This window comes from Saccharopolyspora sp. 6M (assembly GCF_020176775.1).
Classification (GTDB): Bacteria; Actinomycetota; Actinomycetes; order Mycobacteriales; family Pseudonocardiaceae; genus Saccharopolyspora_C; species Saccharopolyspora_C gregorii.
Genome location: NZ_JAIUJZ010000003.1, coordinates 37,862 through 57,732, shown reverse-complemented (window position 1 = coordinate 57,732; position 19,871 = coordinate 37,862). Strand labels below are relative to the sequence as shown.

The 19,871-nt window shown below is 74.8% G+C and carries 14 protein-coding genes; 7 read left to right on the top strand and 7 right to left on the bottom strand.

What is annotated here, in order from left to right; genetic code table 11:
• Positions 1-39 precede the first annotated feature (39 nt).
• Positions 40-234 carry a DUF3046 domain-containing protein gene (locus LCD31_RS00360; RefSeq protein WP_224955346.1) on the bottom strand — a complete coding sequence of 65 codons (195 nt, stop codon included), beginning with the start codon at positions 232-234 and terminating at the stop codon, positions 40-42.
• 224 nt (positions 235-458) lie between these two features.
• Here LCD31_RS00360 and LCD31_RS00355 point away from each other — a divergent pair, with 224 nt between their 5' ends.
• Positions 459-5,048: an ATP-dependent helicase gene (locus tag LCD31_RS00355; protein WP_224955345.1), complete on the top strand. Its 4,590-nt coding sequence runs from the start codon at positions 459-461 to the stop codon at positions 5,046-5,048.
• 136 nt (positions 5,049-5,184) lie between these two features.
• On the opposite strand, the gene LCD31_RS00350 is transcribed toward LCD31_RS00355, so the two are convergent.
• Positions 5,185-5,967 (bottom strand): maleylpyruvate isomerase N-terminal domain-containing protein, encoded by a 783-nt coding sequence (locus LCD31_RS00350; protein WP_224955344.1) that lies wholly within the window; start codon positions 5,965-5,967, stop codon positions 5,185-5,187.
• On the bottom strand, positions 5,964-6,500 hold the full coding sequence (locus tag LCD31_RS00345) for an SAV_6107 family HEPN domain-containing protein (protein ID WP_224955343.1): 537 nt from the start codon (positions 6,498-6,500) through the stop codon (positions 5,964-5,966). Before LCD31_RS00345 ends, LCD31_RS00350 begins: the two co-directional genes overlap by 4 nt.
• Positions 6,501-6,888: 388 nt before the next feature.
• Between LCD31_RS00345 and LCD31_RS00340 the strand changes: the two genes are divergently transcribed.
• Positions 6,889-7,464, top strand: a complete 576-nt coding sequence (locus LCD31_RS00340; protein ID WP_224955342.1) for a GNAT family N-acetyltransferase — start codon at positions 6,889-6,891, stop codon at positions 7,462-7,464.
• Between the two features lie 229 nt (positions 7,465-7,693).
• On the opposite strand, the gene LCD31_RS00335 is transcribed toward LCD31_RS00340, so the two are convergent.
• Positions 7,694-9,373: a DUF885 domain-containing protein gene (locus LCD31_RS00335; protein ID WP_224955341.1), complete on the bottom strand. Its 1,680-nt coding sequence runs from the start codon at positions 9,371-9,373 to the stop codon at positions 7,694-7,696.
• Positions 9,374-9,488: 115 nt separating this feature from the next.
• On the opposite strand from LCD31_RS00335, the gene LCD31_RS00330 reads away from it, so the two are divergent.
• The 3 genes from LCD31_RS00330 to crtI are packed head-to-tail and all read left to right on the top strand — an operon-like array spanning position 9,489 to position 12,840.
• Entirely contained in the window at positions 9,489-10,169 is a 681-nt protein-coding gene (locus tag LCD31_RS00330; RefSeq protein WP_224955340.1) for a DUF3153 domain-containing protein, read from the top strand.
• A 59-nt stretch (positions 10,170-10,228) separates the two neighbouring features.
• Entirely contained in the window at positions 10,229-11,377 is a 1,149-nt protein-coding gene (locus tag LCD31_RS00325; protein WP_374201634.1) for a polyprenyl synthetase family protein, read from the top strand.
• Positions 11,377-12,840, top strand: a complete 1,464-nt coding sequence (gene crtI / locus LCD31_RS00320; RefSeq protein WP_224955339.1) for a phytoene desaturase family protein — start codon at positions 11,377-11,379, stop codon at positions 12,838-12,840. Before LCD31_RS00325 ends, crtI begins: the two co-directional genes overlap by 1 nt.
• Before the next feature lie 103 nt (positions 12,841-12,943).
• Here crtI and LCD31_RS00315 read toward each other — a convergent pair whose 3' ends face one another.
• Positions 12,944-13,513 (bottom strand): VanZ family protein, encoded by a 570-nt coding sequence (locus LCD31_RS00315; protein WP_224955338.1) that lies wholly within the window; start codon positions 13,511-13,513, stop codon positions 12,944-12,946.
• Between the two features lie 356 nt (positions 13,514-13,869).
• Positions 13,870-14,235 carry an Rv2175c family DNA-binding protein gene (locus LCD31_RS00310; RefSeq protein ID WP_224955337.1) on the bottom strand — a complete coding sequence of 122 codons (366 nt, stop codon included), beginning with the start codon at positions 14,233-14,235 and terminating at the stop codon, positions 13,870-13,872.
• Between the two features lie 167 nt (positions 14,236-14,402).
• Here LCD31_RS00310 and pknB point away from each other — a divergent pair, with 167 nt between their 5' ends.
• Both pknB and mptB read left to right on the top strand, forming a co-directional pair.
• Positions 14,403-16,409 carry a Stk1 family PASTA domain-containing Ser/Thr kinase gene (gene pknB, locus LCD31_RS00305; protein ID WP_224955336.1) on the top strand — a complete coding sequence of 669 codons (2,007 nt, stop codon included), beginning with the start codon at positions 14,403-14,405 and terminating at the stop codon, positions 16,407-16,409.
• 106 nt (positions 16,410-16,515) lie between these two features.
• Complete coding sequence (gene mptB, locus LCD31_RS00300) at positions 16,516-18,213, top strand: polyprenol phosphomannose-dependent alpha 1,6 mannosyltransferase MptB (protein WP_224955335.1); 1,698 nt, start codon at positions 16,516-16,518, stop codon at positions 18,211-18,213.
• A 349-nt stretch (positions 18,214-18,562) separates the two neighbouring features.
• Here mptB and LCD31_RS00295 read toward each other — a convergent pair whose 3' ends face one another.
• Positions 18,563-19,564 carry a zinc-dependent alcohol dehydrogenase family protein gene (locus LCD31_RS00295; RefSeq protein WP_224955334.1) on the bottom strand — a complete coding sequence of 334 codons (1,002 nt, stop codon included), beginning with the start codon at positions 19,562-19,564 and terminating at the stop codon, positions 18,563-18,565.
• Between the last annotated feature and the right edge of the window lie 307 nt (positions 19,565-19,871).

Below are 19,871 nucleotides of genomic sequence, written 5' to 3'. Positions count from 1 at the left end.
ACACGCCAACCCTGTCACCCTTGCGTGTGAAGAACGGGTTCAGCGGCGCGCGGCCGGGACCTCGAAGACGTCGCACAGCGCCAACCACACCTGCTTCGGCGAGTACCCGGCCTCCAGGGCCTGGTCCGCGGTGCGGCCGCCGAGCGTCGACAGCACGTGGTCCTCGGCGAGCATCTCGGCGCGCAGCCTGCCGAACTCCTCGGCCATGCGTTCGCGGAAATCGGTGTGTCGCATCGCGACCAGCCTACCGAGCGCACCGCCGGGTACCGTCGAGGTGTGCTGCCGATGCAAGCGGATCCGACCGGCCTCTCCAGCCCGCTGGGCCAGCTGGTGATCGCCGCGATGCTGCTGGTCGCGATCGTCGTCACCCTCCGCTGGCTCTGGCAGAACCGCCGCCGCTGAGGCCCCCCGCGCGGCGACCGGCGCCGGCTGTCGGTCCGCTGGTCCAGCATGGAGGGGTGGACGACGTGCTGGACCGCTTCTCCCCCGCCACCCGCGACTGGTTCCGGGGCGCCTTCGACGCGCCGACGCGGGCGCAGGACGGGGCGTGGCGGGCGATCGGCGCCGGGGAGCACGCGCTGGTCGTGGCGCCCACCGGCTCCGGCAAGACCCTGGCCGCGTTCCTGTCCGCGCTGGACGGCCTGGCCACCGCACCGCTCCCGGAGGACCCGAAGCGGCGCTGCCGCGTGCTGTACGTGTCGCCGCTGAAGGCGCTGGCGGTGGACGTGGAGCGCAACCTCCGCGCCCCGCTCGCCGGGATCCGGCAGGCCACCCAGCGCCGCGGCGCGGCCCCGCCGGAGATCCGGGTGGGGATGCGCACCGGCGACACCCCGGCCGCCGAGCGGCGCACCTTCACTCGCACTCCCCCCGACGTGCTGGTGACCACGCCCGAATCGCTGTTCCTGCTGCTCACCTCGGCCGCGCGGGAGTCGCTGCGCGGCGTGGAAGCGGTGATCGTCGACGAGGTGCACGCGGTGGCGGGCACCAAGCGCGGCGCGCACCTGGCGCTGTCGCTGGAGCGGCTGGACGAGTTGCTGGCCGCGCCGGCGCAGCGCATCGGGCTGTCCGCGACGGTCCGCCCGGTCTCGGAGGTGAGCACGTTCCTCGGCGGCGGCCGACCGGTGCGCACCGTGCAGCCCGAGCACCCCAAGCAGGTCGAGGTGACCGTGGAGGTACCGGTCCCGGACCTCGCCGAGCTCGGGCAGCCGGCAGGCGAGGTGGACGGCCCGGCCGCCGGCGAGCAGCCGCGCACGTCCATCTGGCCGTCGGTGCAGGAACGCGTCCTGGACCTGGTCGACCGGCACCGCTCCACCATCGTGTTCGCCAATTCGCGGCGGCTCGCCGAGCGCCTCACCGCGGGCATCAACGAGCTCGCCACCGAACGCGCCGGGGAGGCCGCCGAACCGGACCGGTTCCCCGCGGAGGCGGTCGGCGGCTCCGGGATCACCACCGGCGCCGCCGTGGTGGTGGCGCGGGCGCACCACGGCTCCATGTCGAAGGACCAGCGCTCCGTCGTGGAGGAGGAGCTCAAGTCCGGCCGGTTGCCGTGCGTGGTGGCGACGTCCTCGCTGGAGCTGGGCATCGACATGGGCGCGGTGGACCTGGTGGTGCAGGTCGAGGCGCCGCCGAGCGTGGCGTCCGGGATGCAGCGCGTCGGTCGCGCCGGGCACCAGGTGGGCGCGGTCTCGCGCGGGGTGGTGTTCCCGAAGTTCCGCGGTGACCTGGTGAGCTGCGCGGTGGTGGCGGAACGGATGGCGGCCGGGCTCATCGAATCGCTGTCGTTCCCGCGCAACCCGCTGGACGTGCTGGCCCAGCAGGTGGTGGCGATGGTGGCGGTGGAGCCGTGGCCGCTGGAGTCGCTGGCACGCGTGGTGCGGCGGGCGGCCCCGTTCGCGGGGCTGCCGGATTCGGCGCTGCACGCGGTGCTGGACATGCTGGCGGGCCGCTACCCGAGCGAGGAGTTCGGGGAGCTGCGGGCCCGGGTCGTGTGGGACCGGGTGCAGGACGAGCTGCGGGCCAGGCCGGGTGCGCAGCGGCTCGCGGTGACCTCCGGCGGCACCATCCCGGACCGCGGCCTGTTCACCGTGACGACGCCGGGCGACGAGGAGGCCGGGCGCGGCGGGGTGCGGGTCGGCGAGCTCGACGAGGAGATGGTCTACGAGTCGCGGGTGGGCGACACGTTCCTGCTGGGCACCTCGTCGTGGAAGGTCCAGGACATCACCCACGACCGGGTGATCGTGGTGCCCGCGCCGGGGCAGGCCGCGCGGATGCCGTTCTGGAAGGGCGATTCGCCGGGGCGCCCGCTGGAGCTGGGCCGGGCGCTGGGCGCGTTCGTGCGGGAGCTGGTGGCCGCGGACCGGGACGACGCGGTCGAGCGGATGGCGCGGGCCGGGCTGGACGAGTGGGCGCGGGACAACCTGCTGGCGTACCTGGCCGAGCAGCGGGAGGCGACGCGGCACGTCCCGGACGACCGCACGATCGTGGTGGAGCGGTTCCGCGACGAGCTCGGCGACTGGCGGATGGTGGTGCACTCGCCGTTCGGCGCGCAGGTCAACGGCCCGTGGGGGCTGGCGATCGGTGCCCGGTTGCGGGAGCGGCGCGGGATCGATCCGCAGGTGGCGTCCTCGGACGACGGGATCGTGGTGCGGCTCGCCGACGCGCTGGACGAGGGGGGCGCGGACGTGCTGCCCAGCGCCGAGGACGTGCTGCTGTCCCCGGACGAGGTGCAGCAGGTCGTCACCGAGGAGGTGGGCGGTTCGGCCCTGTTCGCCGCCCGCTTCCGGGAGTGCGCGGCGCGGGCGCTGCTGCTGCCGCGACGGGATCCGGGGAAGCGCTCCCCGCTGTGGCAGCAGCGGCAGCGGTCCGCGCAGCTGCTGGCGGTGGCCGCGCAGTACGAGCAGTTCCCGATCGTGCTGGAAGCGCTGCGCGAGTGCGTGCAGGACGTCTACGACGTCCCCGGGCTGGTGGAGCTGATGTCGCAGGTCGCGTCCCGCCGGGTGCGGGTGGTGGAGGTGGAGACGCCGTCGCCGTCGCCGTTCGCGCGCAGCCTGCTGTTCGGCTACATCGGCATGTTCCTGTACGAGGCGGACGCGCCGCTGGCGGAGCGGCGGTCGGCGGCGCTGAGCCTGGACCCGACGCTGCTGGCGGAGCTGCTCGGATCGGAGGCGCTGCGCGAACTGCTCGACCCGGAGGTGGTCGCCGAGGTCGAGCGGCAGTTGCAGCGGCTCGCCCCGGAACGGCGGGCGAAGGACGCCGAGTCCGCGGTGGACCTGCTGCGGTTCCTCGGCGACCTGTCCGCGGCGGAGGCCGAGGAACGCGGAATCCGCCCCGAGTGGCTGGCGGAGCTGCGGGCGCAGCGGCGCGTGCTGGAGGTGCGCATCGCCGGGGAGGCCCGGTGGATCGCGGTCGAGGACGCGGGCAAGGTCCGGGACGCGCTGGGCGTCGCGCTGCCGGTGGGGGTGCCGGAGGCGTTCACCGAGCCGGTGGCGGACCCGCTGGGGGAACTGCTGATCCGGTTCGCGCGCTGCCGCGGCCCGTTCCCGGCCGAGGCCGCGGCGCGGCGGTTCGGCCTGGGTGTCGCCGTGGTGCACGACGTGCTGGACCGGCTCACCGGCTCGGGCCGGTTGGTGCGCGGCGAACTGCGCCCGCTGGAGGCCGGGGGTGGTGGCGCGCTGGAGTACTGCGACGCCGAGGTGCTGCGGCGGTTGCGGCGCGGCTCGCTGGCCCGGCTGCGGGCCGAGGTGGAGCCGGTGGAACCGGCGGCGCTGGGCCGGTTCCTGCCCGCGTGGCACGGCGTGGGCGCCCGGCTGCGGACGGCGCCGACGGTGGACGACGTGTACGCGGTGGTCGAGCAGTTGGCGGGGGCGCCGATCCCGGCGAGCGCGCTGGAGTCGCTGGTGCTGCCCGCCCGGTTGCCCGGGTACTCGCCCGCGCTGCTCGACGAGCTGACCTCCACCGGTGAGGTGTCCTGGGTCGGTTCGGGGGCGCTGGCCGGTGGGGACGGGTGGATCGCGTTCGCTCCGACGGACGTGGCGGACCTGCTGCTGCCCGATCTGCCGGAGGCCGCGGTGGAGAGCGCGCTGCACGACGCCCTGCTGTCCACGCTGGACGGCGGCGCGCAGTTCTTCCGCACGTTGGCCGACCGCGCGGGCGCGGTCCTGGTGGAGCGCGGCGAGCAGGCTCCGGCCGACGACGCGGTGATCGCGGCGCTGTGGGACCTGGTGTGGTCCGGCCGGGTCACCAACGACACGTTGGCACCGCTGCGGGCGCTGGTGTCCGGGAAGGGTGCGGCGCACAAGCCGCGCCGCAGCGCGCCGCGCGGCCGGTACGCGCGGTTGCGCACCGGCCGGCCCGCGATGCCGAGCCGCAGCGGCCCGCCCGCGGTGTCCGGGCGCTGGTCCCTGGCCCCGGCACCGGCCGCGGAGCCCACTCGCCGGGCGCACGCCAGGGCGGAGTCCTTCTTGGAGCGGCACGGCGTGCTGACCCGCGGCGCGTTGGAGACCGAGCGGGTCATCGGCGGTTTCTCCGCGGTGTACAAGGTGTTGCGCGCGATGGAGGAGTCCGGTCGCTGCCGCCGCGGCTATGTGGTGGAGGGCCTGGGGGCAGCGCAGTTCGCGGTCCCCGGGGCGATCGACCGGGTGCGCGCGCTGTCCGGTTCGGACGGCCGGGGGTCCGTGGCGGCCGACGCGGTGGTGCTGGCCGCCGCGGATCCGGCGCAGCCCTACGGCGCGGCGCTGCCCTGGCCGGACGCCGTCGGCGACACCCGGCACCGCCCGGGCCGCAAGGCCGGTTCGCTGGTGGTGCTGGTCGCGGGTGCGGCCGTGCTGTACGTGGAGCGCGGGGGCAAGTCGCTGCTGTCGTTCACCGAGGACGAGCAGGTGTTGCGCGCCGGGGCGGACGGGCTCGCGCGCGCGGTGCGGGACGGTTGGCTGGAGCAGCTGGTGGTGCAGCGGGCGGACGGCGAGGGCGCGTGGGGGTCCCGGTTGGCCGAGGTGCTCACCGACGCGGGGTTCCGCCCCACCCCGAAGGGCCTCCGCCTCCGCGCGTGACCACCCGCCGGATCGTGGCGGGCGGCGGAGCCGGCGAGGCGACCGCTGCGGTCCCGCCGGCCGAGCCCCGCGCGGGAAGGCGGACGGGGCGGTTCCGCCGCCTGCCCCGCCGCGCGGGACGAGCCCGCGCACGCGGTCATCGCGTCGCCAGGCGGAGCAGTCCCCAGAGCTGGGCCACGGCGTCCTGGTCCCCCGATGTCGTGATCTCCCGGTCCGGCAGCCGTCCCCACAGCCACAGGTAGAGCGCTTCCGGGTCGCCGCCGAGCACCGCGTCCGCGGACACGTGCGCGCCGGGACCGGTGCGGTGCACGACGGTGCGGTTCGGTTCGGCGTGCACCGACCAGTCGGCGCCGGTGGTGGACACGCCCAGCACGCACGGCCGGGTGGCGTGGATGCCGAGCGCGTGCAGCCGGTAGCCGAGCCACAGCCGCAGCGCCTCGTCGATCCCGTCGAGCGCCACGTCCGCGTCGATGCCGGTGCGCGGCACTCCGGCCGCGCCCTGCACGTCGACCCGGTGCACCGCGGTGGCGTGCAGCATCCGGCGGATCCAGAACCGCACCGAGTGCTCCTCCGGCCACCAGGTGGGACAGGCGTCGCCGGGTGGCCGGGTGCCGAACTCGGCGAGCAGTTCGGCGAGGCGGGCGGTGAAGCGGCCGGTGACCTCGCGCAGGCTCGCCGGATCGGGCACAACCCAGGCGCTCGCGTCCTGCTCGGAGGCCCCCATCCAGGTCAGCGCGTCTTCGCACTGCCCGCCGAGGAACCAGATCGTCTCGGCCACGGTCCGGCCGGAGGCGCCGGGCACGCGCGCGTCCGGGTGCACGTCGTGGGTGGCGGCGGTGAGCAGCTGCCCTTCCACCCCGATGAGCTCCAGCATCCGGCCGGTGTCGATCGAGAGGTCCGCGGGCGGGCGCAGGGTCATCGGGCGGCTCCGGACACGCCGCGTTCGACGACGCCGACGAACTCGGTGGCGTGCCGCAGGCAGAGCTCGGCTTCGCCGGGGCTGATCCCGGGACTGCCCGCCTCGGCCGCGGCGCGGCGCAGCGAGCCCGCGGTGAAGTGGGCGGCCCATTCGCGCAGTTCGGGGGCGACCTCGGTGAGCTGGAGCCACACGCTGCCGGAGAGCCGGGCGCGGTGCCGCCAGGACCGGGCGAGGACGACCGCGGTCGCCGCCCGCAGCGCCGCGAGGTGCGCGAACACGTAGCGCTCGGCGGCCTTGGTGGAGTCCTGCGCGTCGAGCAGGCACCCCTTGGCCTGCGCCAGCAGGGAACGAGCACCCGCGGGCGCGGGCGGGGCGGTCACCGGCAGCCAGTCGTCGCCGTCCTTGCGCCGGTCACCGCGACGCGCCGGGTTCGGCTCGCACCGCTGGCGCCGCGGCGCGTCGGCCGGGCGCCGCGGCGCCGGGATGGGCAGCGGTCCGCGCCGGTACCGGGAGGTGGGCAGGTGCTGGGACATCGGTGTTCTCCGCTCGGTCACGACGGTGCCGATCCGGACGCCGGGGCGCGCCGGACCGCGGTGGGACGTGGTGAGCCGGGGGGAAGCCGGCCGTCCGGTGACGAGGTGCTTCCCCCACCCCGCCACCGGACGTGACGTGCGAACCGAAGTCCCGCGAGTCCGGTACCCGTGGCGCGGATCCGACGGACTCGAACCTCAGTTCGACTGGCTCCAGACTAGACCGGCTCGGCGGCGCGCTCAAGGACCGAGCCGTAGATCACCTGTTCGAGTCACGTCCAGCGCGCCCCGCCCACCAGCACCGACACCGGAACCCCTGCGCACCGAGCCCGGCGCCGCCGAGCAGGACCGCACACCACCGGGCCTTGCCCGACCCTCTAGTGTTCGGCTCGTGACAGCCGCGCCCTCACCGCACATCGACCGCATCGTCGAGCTGACCGCAGACCAGCTCAGGGCACGCCTGGCCGAAGCGCTACAGGTCTACGTGGACGCGATGGGCTACCCGCCGTCCACCGCGCAGCAGCGCGCCCCCATGTGGTCGGCGCACATGATGCGGGCGGGCTGGCGCTGCGTGGCCGCGTTCGACCAGCAGGACGAGCTCGTCGGCATCGGCTACGGCTACCTGGGCGTGCCCGGGCAGTGGTGGCACGAGCAGGTGTTCCGCGGCATGCTCACCGTCACCCCGCGCGCCGAGGCCGAGCAGTGGATGCGGGACTACTTCGAACTCACCGAGCTGCACGTGCGCCCGGACAGCCAGGGCGGCGGGCTCGGCGAGACGCTGCTGCGCAGGCTGCTCGACGGGGCGGCCGGCAACGCCGTGCTGCTGTCCACGCCGGAGGGCCCGACCCGGGCGTGGAAGCTGTACCGGCGGGTCGGTTTCGGCGACGTCCTGCGCCACTACCGGTTCACCGGCGACCCGCGCCCGTTCGCGGTCCTGGGCCGCAGCCTTCCCCTGGAGACCGCCTGACCGATCCGGGCGGCGGAGCCGCTGAGCCACCGGCCACCCGAGCGGCGAGACCACCCGCGGGTTCTCCGCGGTTCCCCCACGAGGACGGCGATGTCGCTGTGCACGACCACCGATCCCGCAGCGGGGGGGAACCGCTGAGGTGCCCACCCGAGCACTCCGCAGCTGAAGTGGGAAGACGGGCGGTCCCGCCACCCCGGTGCCGCGCGGCACGAGCTTCGGGGGCAGGCGGTCAGAGCGCGGCGAGCTGCTCCCGGAGGGTGTCGAGGCCCATCGACCCCAGCTCCAGCGCCCGCCGGTGGAAGTCCTTCGAGTCGAACTCCGCCCCGTAGCGCGCCCGCGCGTCGTCCCGCGCCGCCCGCCACAACCGCTCGCCGATCTTGTAGGACGGCGCCTGCCCCGGCCAGCCGAGGTAGCGGTCGATCTCGTCGTGCACCTGCGCCGGTTCGGCGACGGTGCGGGTGAGCATGAACTCCGCGCCGAGCTGCGGCGTCCACCGCTCCCCTTCGTGGAAGCCGGTCCCGGCGGGGATCTCCAGCTCCAGGTGCATGCCGATGTCCACGATCACCCGCGCGGCCCGGAACAGCTGGTCGTTGAGCATGCCGAGCAGGTCGCCGTCGTCGCCGAGGTAGCCGAGCTCGCGCATCAGCCGCTCGGCGTAGAGCGCCCAGCCCTCGGCGTGCCCGGACACCACGCAGGCCAGCCGCTGGAACTTGTTGAGCCGCTCGGCCTGGTGCACGGCGGTCGCGATCTGCAGGTGGTGGCCGGGAACGCCCTCGTGGTAGACGACGGTGGTCTCCCGCCAGGTGGGGAACTCCTCGCGGTCGGCGGGCACGGACCACCACATCCGGCCCGGCCGGGTGAACCCGTCGGTGGGTCCGGTGTAGTAGGCGCCGACGCCGCCACCGGGCGGGGCGATGCGGCATTCCAGCGCCATCAGCTCGTCGGGGATGTCGAAGTGGGTGCCGCGCAGGTCGTGCAGCGCCTGGTCGGACAGCCGCTGCATCCACCGCTGGAGGCCGTCCTGGCCGTGCACCCGGTAGCGCGGGTCGGCGTCGAGCTGCGCGGCGGCTTCGGCGAGCGTGGCGCCGGGGCGGATGCGGTCGGCGACCTGCTTCATCTCGGCTTCGATGCCGGCGAACTCGGCCCAGCCCCACTCGTAGGCCTCGCGCAGGTCGAGGGCGGCGCCGGTGAAGTAGCGGGACCACAACCGGTACCGCTGCTCACCGACGGCGTCGGCCTGCGGCGCGCGCGGCGCGAGTTCGGTGCGCAGGAAGCCCGCGAGCTCGGCGTAGGAGCGGGCCGCGCCGGTGGCGGCGGCGTCCAGTTCGGACCGCAGCGCGTCCGGGACCTCGGCGCGGCCGACGAGGCTCGCGAAGTAGGAGTCGCGACCGTTCGCGCCTGCCCAGGTCTCGCACTGCTCGGCGACCTTGGTGACCTGGCGGATCGCGGCGACGCGCCCCTGCGCGGCCGCTTCGGCGAGTCCGGCGCGCAGGTTCGCCACCGCGGCGGGCATCCGTTCGAGGCGTCGCGCGATGGTGCGCCACTGCTCGGGGGTGTCGGTCGGCATCAGGTCGAAGATCTGGCGGAGGTTCTGCACCGGGCTGGCGATCACGTTCAGCGAGGCCAGGTCCTCGCCCGCCTCGTGCAGTTCCACGTCGAGCCCGATGCGTTCCAGGAACACCGCCTTCGCGGCCCGCTCGCCCGCGTCGGCCGGTTCGGCGGCGGTCATCTCCGCGAGCGCCCGGCGCGCCAGCTCGCCGCGGGCGCGGTGGCCGTCGGGCGAGTAGTCGGTCAGCAGTTCATCACCACCCGGAAGGCCGAGGGCCGTCGCCTCGATCGGGTCCAGTTCGGCGAGTTCGTCGACGAAGCGGTCGCTGATCTGGTGGACGCCAGTGCGCTCGGATGCCATGGGGCGAAGGTTATCGCGCCGGGGTGCGCGCCCGGCCACCTTCGGTGTTCGACGGGTGATCGCGGGCGACCGCGGAACGCGGCGATCAGTCCCGGCCGGTGCGAGCATCACCGGCGTGCGAGGCGAAACGATGCGCGCCGGCCGCCGAGCCGGTCTGGGTTTGCTGCTGGTGCTGGTCGGCACGCTGCTGAGCGGGTGCCTGCACACCACGGCGTCGGTGGCGCTCACCGAGGACGACAAGACCTCCGGCGAGCTGGTGCTGACCACCGACACGCCCGACGGCCAGGTGCCGTTCCGGCTGCACCCGCCGGACGACCTCGCCGACCGGGTGCAGGTGGCGCCGTTCGAGGAGCAGGGCCGGGTGGGTTCGCGGCTGTCGTTCCAGGACTTGGAGTTCGAGGAGCTGGAGCGGCTCAGCAACGCGCTGAGCCCCTCGGAGTCCCGCTACCAGCTGCACCTGGAGCGGCGGGGGTCGCTGGTGGAGTTCACCACGATGCTGGACCTGACGCCGCTGGCCGACACCGACTCCGCGGTGCGCATCGAGCTGACCGCTCCGGGCGAGATCACCTCCACCAACGGCAAGGAGACCTCCGGGGTCGTGACGTGGGCGCCGGAACCGGGCGAGGTCAACCAGCTCAACGCCACCTTCCAGTACGCGGGCACCGGGATCGGCGTCGGCTGGATCTGGACGATGGTGCTGGCGGCCGTGGTGCTCGGCGCCGTGGTCGTCATCGGGCTGCTCGCGCAGCGCACGCACGAGCGGGACCGCGCCGAAGCCGGTGATCGCGTCCGGTGACCGGTGGTCGCGCCGGGCGCCCGGCCCCGTGCGCCGACCTGCCGGGCGCGTCGCGCAGGATGGTGCCCGTGCCCATCAAGGAATCCGCACCGCAGCTGAACACCCCCGCGGACACGACCACCGAGGACGCCGTGGACTCCGATCTGCCCGGTCAGGTGCAACGCACCCTCGCCGAACACCTGGAATCGCGGCTCGCCGAGTGCACCGAGCTCGACGGCGGGTTCGCCGCCGCGGCGCGGGAGGTGAGCCGCTTCGTGCTCGGCGGTGGCAAGCGCATCCGCCCGACGTTCGCGTGGTGGGGATGGCGGGCGGCCGGCGGTGCCGCGGAGGGCCCGGCGGCCGAGGCGATGCTGCGGGCCGCGAGCGCGCTGGAGCTCGTCCAGGCCTGCGCATTGGTGCACGACGACCTGATCGACGAATCCGACACCCGCCGCGGCCGCCCAACGGTGCACCGCGAGTTCGCCCACGCCCACCACCGGGAGCGCTGGGCCGGAGGTGCCGCCCAGTTCGGGATGAGCGCGGCGGTGCTGCTCGGCGACCTGGCGCTGGCCTGGGCCGACGACATGCTGCACTGCGCAGGGCTCCAGCCGGAGCAGCTGGCCCGCGGGCTGCGGCCGTGGCGGGCGATGCGGACCGAGATGCTCGCCGGGCAGTACCTCGACGTGTTCAGCCAGGTCCGCGGGGACGAGACCCCGGAGGCGGCGCTGCGGGTCGCGGAGCTCAAGTCCGCGTCCTACACCGTGGCCAGGCCGCTGCAGCTGGGCGCGGAGATCGCGGGAGCGGACGCCGCGGTGCTGGCGGCGCTGGAGAGCTTCGGGCACGACATCGGGGTGGCGTTCCAGCTCCGCGACGACCTGCTCGGCGTGTTCGGCGACCCGGCGGTCACCGGCAAACCCGCCGGGGACGACCTGCGGGAGGGCAAGCGCACGCTGCTCGTCGCGGAGGCGCTGCGGGTGGCCCGCGAACGAGGTGACGAGGAGCGGGCGGCCGAGCTGCGCGCGGTGCTCGGCGATCCGGACGTCTCGCCGGAGCGGATCGACTCGGCCCGCGAGGTGCTGGTGCGGCTGGGCGCGCAGCAGGCCGTGGAGGACCGGATCGCGCAGCTCACCGCCGCCGCGCACCGCACGCTGCGCGAGGCGGACCTGGCCGAACCGGCCGCGACCCGGCTCGCGGAGCTCGCCGAGGCCGTCACCGACCGGACCCACTGATGCGCCGCGTCCCGGGCCGCACCGAGCACGTCGTCGTCGTGGGCGCCGGGCTCGCCGGCCTGGCGTGCGCGCTGCACCTGGCCGGTGCGGGCCGTTCGGTCACGGTGGTGGAGCGGGAGCCGTTGCCGGGCGGGCGCGCGGGCCTGCTGGAGCTGGACGGCTACCGGGTGGACACCGGTCCGACGGTGCTGACCATGCCGGATTTGGTGGACGAGGCGCTGGCCGCGGTGGGTTCCTCGCTGGCCGAGCGGCTGGAGCTGATCCCGCTGCACCCGGCGTACCGGGCGCGGTTCGCGGACGGCTCGGCGCTGGACGTGCACACCGACGGCGCGGCGATGGAGCAGGAGGTGCGCCGGTTCGCGGGCCCGGCCGAGGCTGCCGGGTACCGGCGGCTGCGGCACTGGCTCACCGAGGTGCACCGGGCCGAGATGGGCCGGTTCATCGACGCGAACTTCGACTCGCCGCTGGACCTGGTCGGGCCGGAGCTGGGCAGGCTGGCCGCGCTGGGCGGTTTCGGCCGGCTCGGCCCGGCCATCGGGAGCTTCCTGCGCGACGAGCGGCTGCGGCGGGTGTTCTCGTTCCAAGCGCTGTACGCGGGGCTGGACCCGCGGCGGGCGCTGGCGCTGTACGCGGTGATCTCGTACATGGACACGGTCGGCGGCGTGTGGTTCCCGCGCGGCGGCATGCACGCGCTGCCGACCGCGCTGGCGGACGCCGCGGCCGCGGCCGGGGTCCGGTTCCGCTACGGCGCCGAGGTGCGGCGGCTGGAGCGGCGCGGCGACCGGGTGGTGGCGGTGCACGCCGGGCAGGAGCGGATCCCGGCGGACGCGGTGGTGCTCACCCCGGACCTGCCGGTGGTGCACCGGCTGCTCGGCGGGCGGCAGCGGCGGCGGTTGCGCTGGTCGCCGTCGGCGGTGGTGGTGCACGCGGGGACGACGCGTTCCTGGCCGGGGACCGAGCACCACACGATCTCGTTCGGCGCGGCCTGGGAGCGCACCTTCACCGAGATCATCCGGGACGGCCGGTTGATGAGCGATCCGTCGCTGCTGGTGACGCGGCCGACGGCGAGCGATCCGGGGCTGGCCCCGGCGGGCCGCGAGCTGCACTACGTGCTGGCCCCGTGCCCCAACCTGCGCACCGCCGGGTTCGACTGGGAGCGGATCGGCTCGGCTTACCGGGACGAGCTGTTCGCGGTGCTGGAGGCGCGGGGCTTCGACGGGTTCGCCGAGTCCGTCGAGGTGCAGCGCGTCGTCACCCCCGCCGGGTGGGCGGCGCAGGGACACGCGGCGGGCACTCCGTTCTCGGCGGCGCACACCTTCGCCCAGACCGGGCCGTTCCGGCCGCGGAACCTGCTGCGCGATCCGGAGAACGTGGTGCTGGCCGGGTCGGGGACGACGCCGGGGGTGGGGGTGCCGCCGGTGCTGATCTCCGGGAAGCTGGCCGCGCGGCGGATCACCGGTTGATCTCGGCGGCTCCCGCCGCGCATTCCGCGTGATTTCCGCGAATTCCGCTCGAACGCCCGCCGATTCGCGGTGCGGGATTCCGGCGCGCCGATTCGGCGGCGCATCACCGGGCGTACTGCGGCCGCAGCGCGTGCCGTGCGCGGAGCGGGCGGGCCGCGGTGAGCGTCCGCGGCAACCGGCCCCACCACGGCCGGGTGACCAATGCGCCGAGCAGCGCGCCGGAGGCGTTGAGCAGCACGTCGTCGGCCGACACCACCCGCCCGGTGAGCACGGTGTACTGCAGGAACTCGATGCCGCAGGTGACCGCCAGCGCACCCGCCGCGATCCGGCCCCAACCGCCGAACCAGGACACCCGCACCGGCACCAGCGCACCGAACGGCGCCAGCAGCAGCAGGTTTCCCACCAGCTGCAACCACGGCAGCAGGTCCCCGGGCGAGGCCTGCAGCGCCGCCCCCAGGTCGGTTCCGGGCACCAGCCGCACCGCGACGCCCGCGGGAGCCGGTTGCGGCGCCGCCACCAGGTAGCCGACGAGGAAGAGCGAGTACAGCAGCACCGCGTCCACGGCGGAGACCAGCAGCGCGGGGACGACGGTGAACCTGCGACTGCGCACGACCACCGCGAACAGGGCGGCGGAGATGGTGAGCAGCAGGTACGAGGACGCTGCCGGGATCAAAGCGCTCCAGACCGTGGTGAACGGGCGCAACTGCTTGCCTGCCTCCTCTTTCCGGGCGCGCCCGATCGCCGCGGCTGCACGGGAGCGGGCGCGGCGATGCGATCCGAGTTCTCCACCATGAGAACATCCGAATGTGAAATCACGTTTCAATCACGGGGCCCATCAGGTGAACGAACTCCAGGGCCCTCCGACGTGTTCCACCGCGGAGCCCTCGCGCTGCCCTGCGAGAACGACGATGCCGGGCCGCTCGTGGGAGCGACCCGGCATCGGAGTGGAACGAATGTCGGCTGTGGTCGATCTCTCCGGACGCCGACGGTCCGGAACGCGCGGGGGCCGGTGGCGCCCGCGGCGGCGGCCTAGAAGCCCATCGCCTGCGCCCTCCGCTTCACCTCGCGACCGCGGTCGCCGCGCAGCGCCTCGATGGGCGTGCCGGGGAGCGAATCGTCGGGGGTGAACAGCCAGGTGAGGATCTCGTCCTCGTTGTAGCCGTTGTCGCGGAGCAGGGTGATCGTGCCACCCAGCCCCTTCACCACCGCGGTCTCGGTGAGGAACGCGGCGGGGACGACGAGGATGCCGTCGCGACGCATGGCGAGCAGGTGGCCGTCACGGATCAGCTGGTGCACCCGGGTCACCACCAGGCCCAGACGTTCTGCGACGTCGGGCAGCGGTGTCATCTCCACATCTGGAGCAAGCACATCCGGGGCAGCGGGGATAGCACTCACCCCGAACACGATGCCACAACGGCCCATCGGGAGCGTGCCCCGGAAGGGTCATCATCGATCCGGTGACCGGCGCGGCGCGCCGTAGCCCACCGGGCGGAGGCGCGGTCCGCGAGCCCTGGAACAATCGTCGCAGGCAAGCGGACATCCCTGCGGTTGGCGGACACACCATGACTCCTGGAACACGACCCGGCGGCGGCTCGGAGCTCGTCGGAGCCATGCTGGAGCGCCGCTACCGGGTGGATTCGGTGATCGCGCGCGGCGGCATGTCCGTCGTCTACCGCGGGCTGGACACCCGGCTGGACCGGCCGGTCGCGCTCAAGGTGATGGACTCGCACTACTCGGCGAACCCGTCGTTCGTGGAGCGCTTCGAGCTGGAGGCGCGGTCCGCCGCCCGGCTGCACCACCCGTCCGTCGTCGCCGTCTACGACCAGGGCGTGGACCGGGAGGTCGACGGCGACCGGGTGTACCTGGTGATGCAGCTCGTGGAGGGCTGCACGCTGCGCGAAGTGCTGCTGGAGCAGGGCGTGCTGCCGCTGCCGATGGCCGTGAGCGTGCTGCGCCCGACGCTCTCGGCGCTGGCCGCCGCGCACCACGCGGGCATGGTGCACCGCGACATCAAACCGGAGAACGTGCTGGTCGGGCTGGACGGTTCGGTGCGGGTCGCCGACTTCGGCCTGGTGCGGGCGACCGCATCGGCGGGCAGCACCACCGGCAACGTCATCCTCGGCACCGTCGCCTACCTGTCCCCGGAACAGGTCACGACCGGGGACGCGGACGCGCGCACCGACGTGTACTCGGCGGGCGTGGTGCTCTACGAGCTGCTGACCGGGCGCCCGCCGTTCGCCGGGGACACCGCGCTGTCGGTGGCCTACCAGCACGTGAACGCCGACGTCCCGCCGCCGAGCGAGATCACCCCGGAGCTGCCGCCCGCGATCGACGACCTGGTGCTGCGCGCCACCCGGCGCGACCCGGCGGGCCGCCCGGACGACGCCGCGGCGTTCCTGCGCGAGCTGGAGCGGATCAGCGCGGAGCTGGGGCTGCGCCCGGTACCGGTCCCGGTGCCGGTGTCCGAGCAGCGCACCGAGATGGTCTCGGCCGACCCGGGCGGGCCGCCGACCGAGCGGATCGCCCCCATCACCGAGGCCTCGGTGCCCGACGCCTACGGCCCCTCCGGCGGGCCGCGCGGGACCCGCGCCATGCCGCGGCCACCCGAACCCGAGGAGACCACGCACGAGATCGCGGCGGTGCGCCCGTCGCCCGCCGAGCGGCACGAGCAGGAGCGCAGGCGCGGCGGCCGCCGGTTCGCGCTGATCACGCTGGCGATCCTGGTGGTCGCGGGCCTGCTCGGCGGCACCGCCTGGTGGATGGGCAGCGGCCGCTACATCCAGGTGCCGCGGGTCGTCGGCGAAACCGAGGAGGTCGCCCAGCAGGTGCTGCGCGGCGCCGACCTCAGCGCCGAGATCACCCGGCAGCTCGACGACGAGGTGCCCGCGGGCACCGTCATCAGCTCCTCGCCGAAGCAGGGCGCGCGGATCCTCAGCGGGCAGTCGGTGGACCTGGTGGTGTCGCTGGGCAGGCCGAAGGTGCCGGACATCGCCAAGGGCACCGAGCTGGAGCAGGCGGAGCAGGCGCTGCGCGACGCGTCGCTGCGCCCCGAGCGGGACTCCTCCGCCGACCAGTACGACACCGAGGTCCCGGAAGGCGCCGTGCTCAGCGTCGACCCCGGCCCGGGCACCGAGCTGCCGATCAGCTCGACGGTGCGGATCGTGGTCAGCAAGGGCCCGCCGCCGGTGCCGGTGCCGGACGTGACCGGGGCGAGCAAGGACGAGGCGTTCGCCGCGCTCGCCGCCGCCGGGTTCGAACCGTACGAGGCGGGCAGGCAGTTCGACTCCAACGTCGAGGGCGACCACGTGATCACCACCGATCCGGCGCCGGAGACGGTCGTGAAGCTCTCCGGCAAGCCCCGGGTGGGCGTGGTGCTGTCGAACGCGGTGACCGTGCCCGACCTCAACGGCAAGCGCACCGAGGACGCGAAGCAGGAGCTGGCGGCGCTGGGCCTGACGCTGGAGGTGCACTCGTTCTTCGAGCGCCCCGACAGCCTGATCCTGGGCCAGCTGCCGCTCGCGGGGAGCAAGGTGGAGCCGGGCTCGACGGTCGGCGTCACCGCGCTGTGACCCGGATTCGACCGCGCGTGCACCGGCGCCCGGTTGATCACGAAGTGGTCAACCGGGCCCGGTCCCGCCCGGCGGCGGATCACCGTGTGGAAACATGGAGCGCACGATGCCCCCGAGTCCGACCACCCGACCGGGCGCCGCGGCCGAGGCCCACCGGGCCCGACGCGGTGCCGGATCCCCAGCCCCGAGCACTGATCGCCCCACCGGCGAGGCAGCGCGCGACCTGAGCGCCCGCGGCGGCCGATTACCGCTGCGGACCATCGCCCTCGGGACGATCGGTTCGCTGCTGCTGCTGGCCGGTTCGTTCGGCGGCGCGGGCGTGCTCGTGCACGATCCGATCCTCGGCTCCGGTCCGCTGTCGGCGATGCGCTACGGCCACGGCCGGGATCTCGCGCTGGCCGTGCTCTACACCGGTTTCGGGGTGCTGGTCTGGGCGTGGGTGCGGCTGGGCCGCGGGGTGCTGGCGAAGCTGGTGGATTCCCGGGGCGTGCTGGCGGCGACGGCCGCGTGGATCCTGCCGATGCTGATCACGCCGCCGCTGTTCACCAGGGACGTCTACAGCTACCTGGGCCAAGGGCTGCTCGCGCTGCACGGCATCGACCCCTACGCGGTGGGGCCCTCGACGCTGACCGGGCCGATCCCGGACAACGTGCACCCGACGTGGCAGACCACCCCGGCCCCGTACGGGCCGCTGTTCATGGGCATCGCCAAGGGCGTGATCCTGATCGCCGGCGACGGCATGATCTCGAGTGTCATCGTGATGCGCCTGGTGCTGCTCTGCGGCCTGGTCATGTTGATCTTCGCATTGCCGGGTCTGGTCCGCGAACTCGGGGGCCGGTTGCCGGTCGCGCTGTGGCTCGTCGCCGCCAGCCCGATGACGGTCGTGCACCTGGTCGGCGGCCCGCACAACGACATGCTCATGATCGGCCTGCTGGCGATGGGCGCGCTGCTCGTGCTGCGCGGCCGGCACGCGGGCGGGATCGCGCTGGTCACGCTGGCCATGGCGATCAAGGCGACCGCCGGGGTGGCGCTGCCGTTCCTGGTGTGGATCTGGGCGGCGCGGCTGCCGGGCAACCGCTGGCAGCAGCTGCTGCGGGCGGGCACCGCCTCGGTCGCGATCTTCGTGCCCGTGTTCGCCGCCTGCATGGCGCTGGCCAAGGTCGGGTTCGGCTGGCTGCCCGCGCTCTCCGCGCCCGGCATGATCGTGAACTACCTGTCCGCGCCGACCGGCATCGGCCAGGCCGTGCACAGCTCGGTGTCGCTGTTCGTCGAGGTGGACCGCGGGCCGTTCGTCGAGGTCGGCCGCACGCTCGGCTCGCTGGCGCTGGCCGGGGTGCTGGTCTGGCAGTGGTGGCGCGCGCAGGAAGGCGGCACCACCGCGGTGCGCCGGGCCGCGATCGCGCTGCTCGCCGCCGCGCTGCTCTCGCCCGTGGTGCTGCCGTGGTACCTGACCTGGGGGTTGGCGTTGGGCTGCGCGCTGCGGTGGACGCCGCGGGCGCTGTCCTACGTGGTGGGCTCCTCGGTGGTGCTGGTGCTGGCCTACTACCCGGACGGCGAGCAGGCGATGTACAACTGGCCGTTCGTCGCGGTCGGGGTCGGCGCCGCGGTGCTCGCCGGGCTGTCGCTGGTGCGGTTCGACCCGCTGGGGCTGAACCGCTTCCGGCGTGGGTCCGGGCCGGCGGACCCGCCGGAGCAGGACCGCGCGGACCGGGAAGCGGGCCGTGGCCGTACCGCGCAGGTGACCCAGGTGGACGTGATCGCGCCGCCCGAGCGCCGCTCCCCCGCCGCGGACTCCACGCCCTAGCCGCACCCCCGGGCTCCGGGCGTCGTGGTGAGCGCGGCAGGGCCTGCGACGGCTCCGCCGTCAACGCGGCGGTGAACGGCCCGTTCGCGGGTGCGGGCCGCTGGGCCGTCCACCCGGTGGGCCCGCGTGCGCGGACCCCGTGTCCGCCGCCGCCCCGCCGGGCGGGGGTGGGCCGGGCGGGGGGGGGAGCCGGGACGGGGGGGGGCGGGCCCGCGTCTTGAGACCGGGGGCGGGGGGGCGCTCCGCCCGCCCGGCGGGGGTGGGGTGCGGAGTCCGAGGGGCCCCCGGGGCCGGGCCCCCCCCCCCCCCCCGGCCGGGCGGGGGGGGGGCGGGGGGGGGGCGGAAGCCGTCACTGGGAGGGCAGGACCAGCGTCTTCAGACCGGTGCCGGTGCGGAACTCCTCCAGCGCGGCGGCGTAGTCGTCCAGGCCCGCGGTGTTCGTGATCAGTGCGTCCGAGTCGATCGCCCCCGCGACCAGCAGGTCCCGCGCGCGGTCGAAGCTGTTGTGCACCGCCATCGAACCGACGATGGTGATCTCCTCGTTGTAGACCTTGAACGGGGAGAAGTTCGCGGTCTTCGCCGCGTCCGCGACGCCGAACTGCAGGAACGTGCCCGCCTTGCGGACCCGGCCCAGCCCGTCCTCGATGGCGGCGATGACGCCGGTGGCGTCCACCACCAGGTCCCAGCCCTCGGCCGCCTCGTCCAGCGCAGAGGCGTCGGTGGCGATCGCGCTCACGCCCATCGACTCGGCCACCGCGAGCCGGTCCTGCCTGCGGTCCACGACCGACAGGCTGCGCACCCCGGCGCGCTTGAGCAGCTGCGCCAGCAGCAGCCCCATCGTGCCCGCGCCGTAGATCAGCACGTCGTCGGTGAGGTCGTGCGGAGCCTTGTCCAGCCCGTGCACCGCGCAGGACAGCGGCTCGATCAGCGCCGCCGCGGTGGGCGAGATGCCCTCCGGCAGCGGGTAGCACTTCTTGGCCTGCACCTGGACGTACTCGGCCGCCCCACCGGGCGAGCTGATGCCGATCGCCTGCCACGGCTCGCACAGGTTGCCCTTGCCCTTGCGGCAGTACCGGCACTCCCCGCAGGGCAGCGACGGGTCCACCGCCACGGCGTCGCCCTCGGCGAGGCGGGTGACCTCGCTGCCCACCGCGACCACCCGGCCGGCCAGCTCGTGGCCCGGGGTGATCGGGTAGTTCACCACCGGGATCTCCCCGTCCACCAGGTGGAGGTCGGTGCCGCAGAGCCCGCAGGCATCCACCGCCACCACGACATCGTTCGGGCCCGGGGTGGGATCGGGCACCGTGGTGACCGTGATCTGACCGGGTCCTTCGACGACGACCGCACGCATGCCGGCCATCCTTTCCTCTCGCCTCTCCCCGAACGGGCGGGCGCGCCCGTTCGCTCCTTGCACCGAGGTACCCACCCCGCTTCCCGACCAGGCCGGGAGACCGGGGCCGCACCTCCGCCGGATCGCGATCCGGCGGTCATGCCGGAGCGGGCCGAGGTGGCACCTGCCGCCTCGCCCCGCTCCTGCGGCCACCGCCGGGCCCCGGGCCCGGGGGGGGGGGGGGCCGGGGGCCCCCCCCCCCCCCCCCCCGCGGCCCCGGGGACGGCGAACGGGAGGCGCACCGGCCAGCACCTCGCGCACGTCCCGC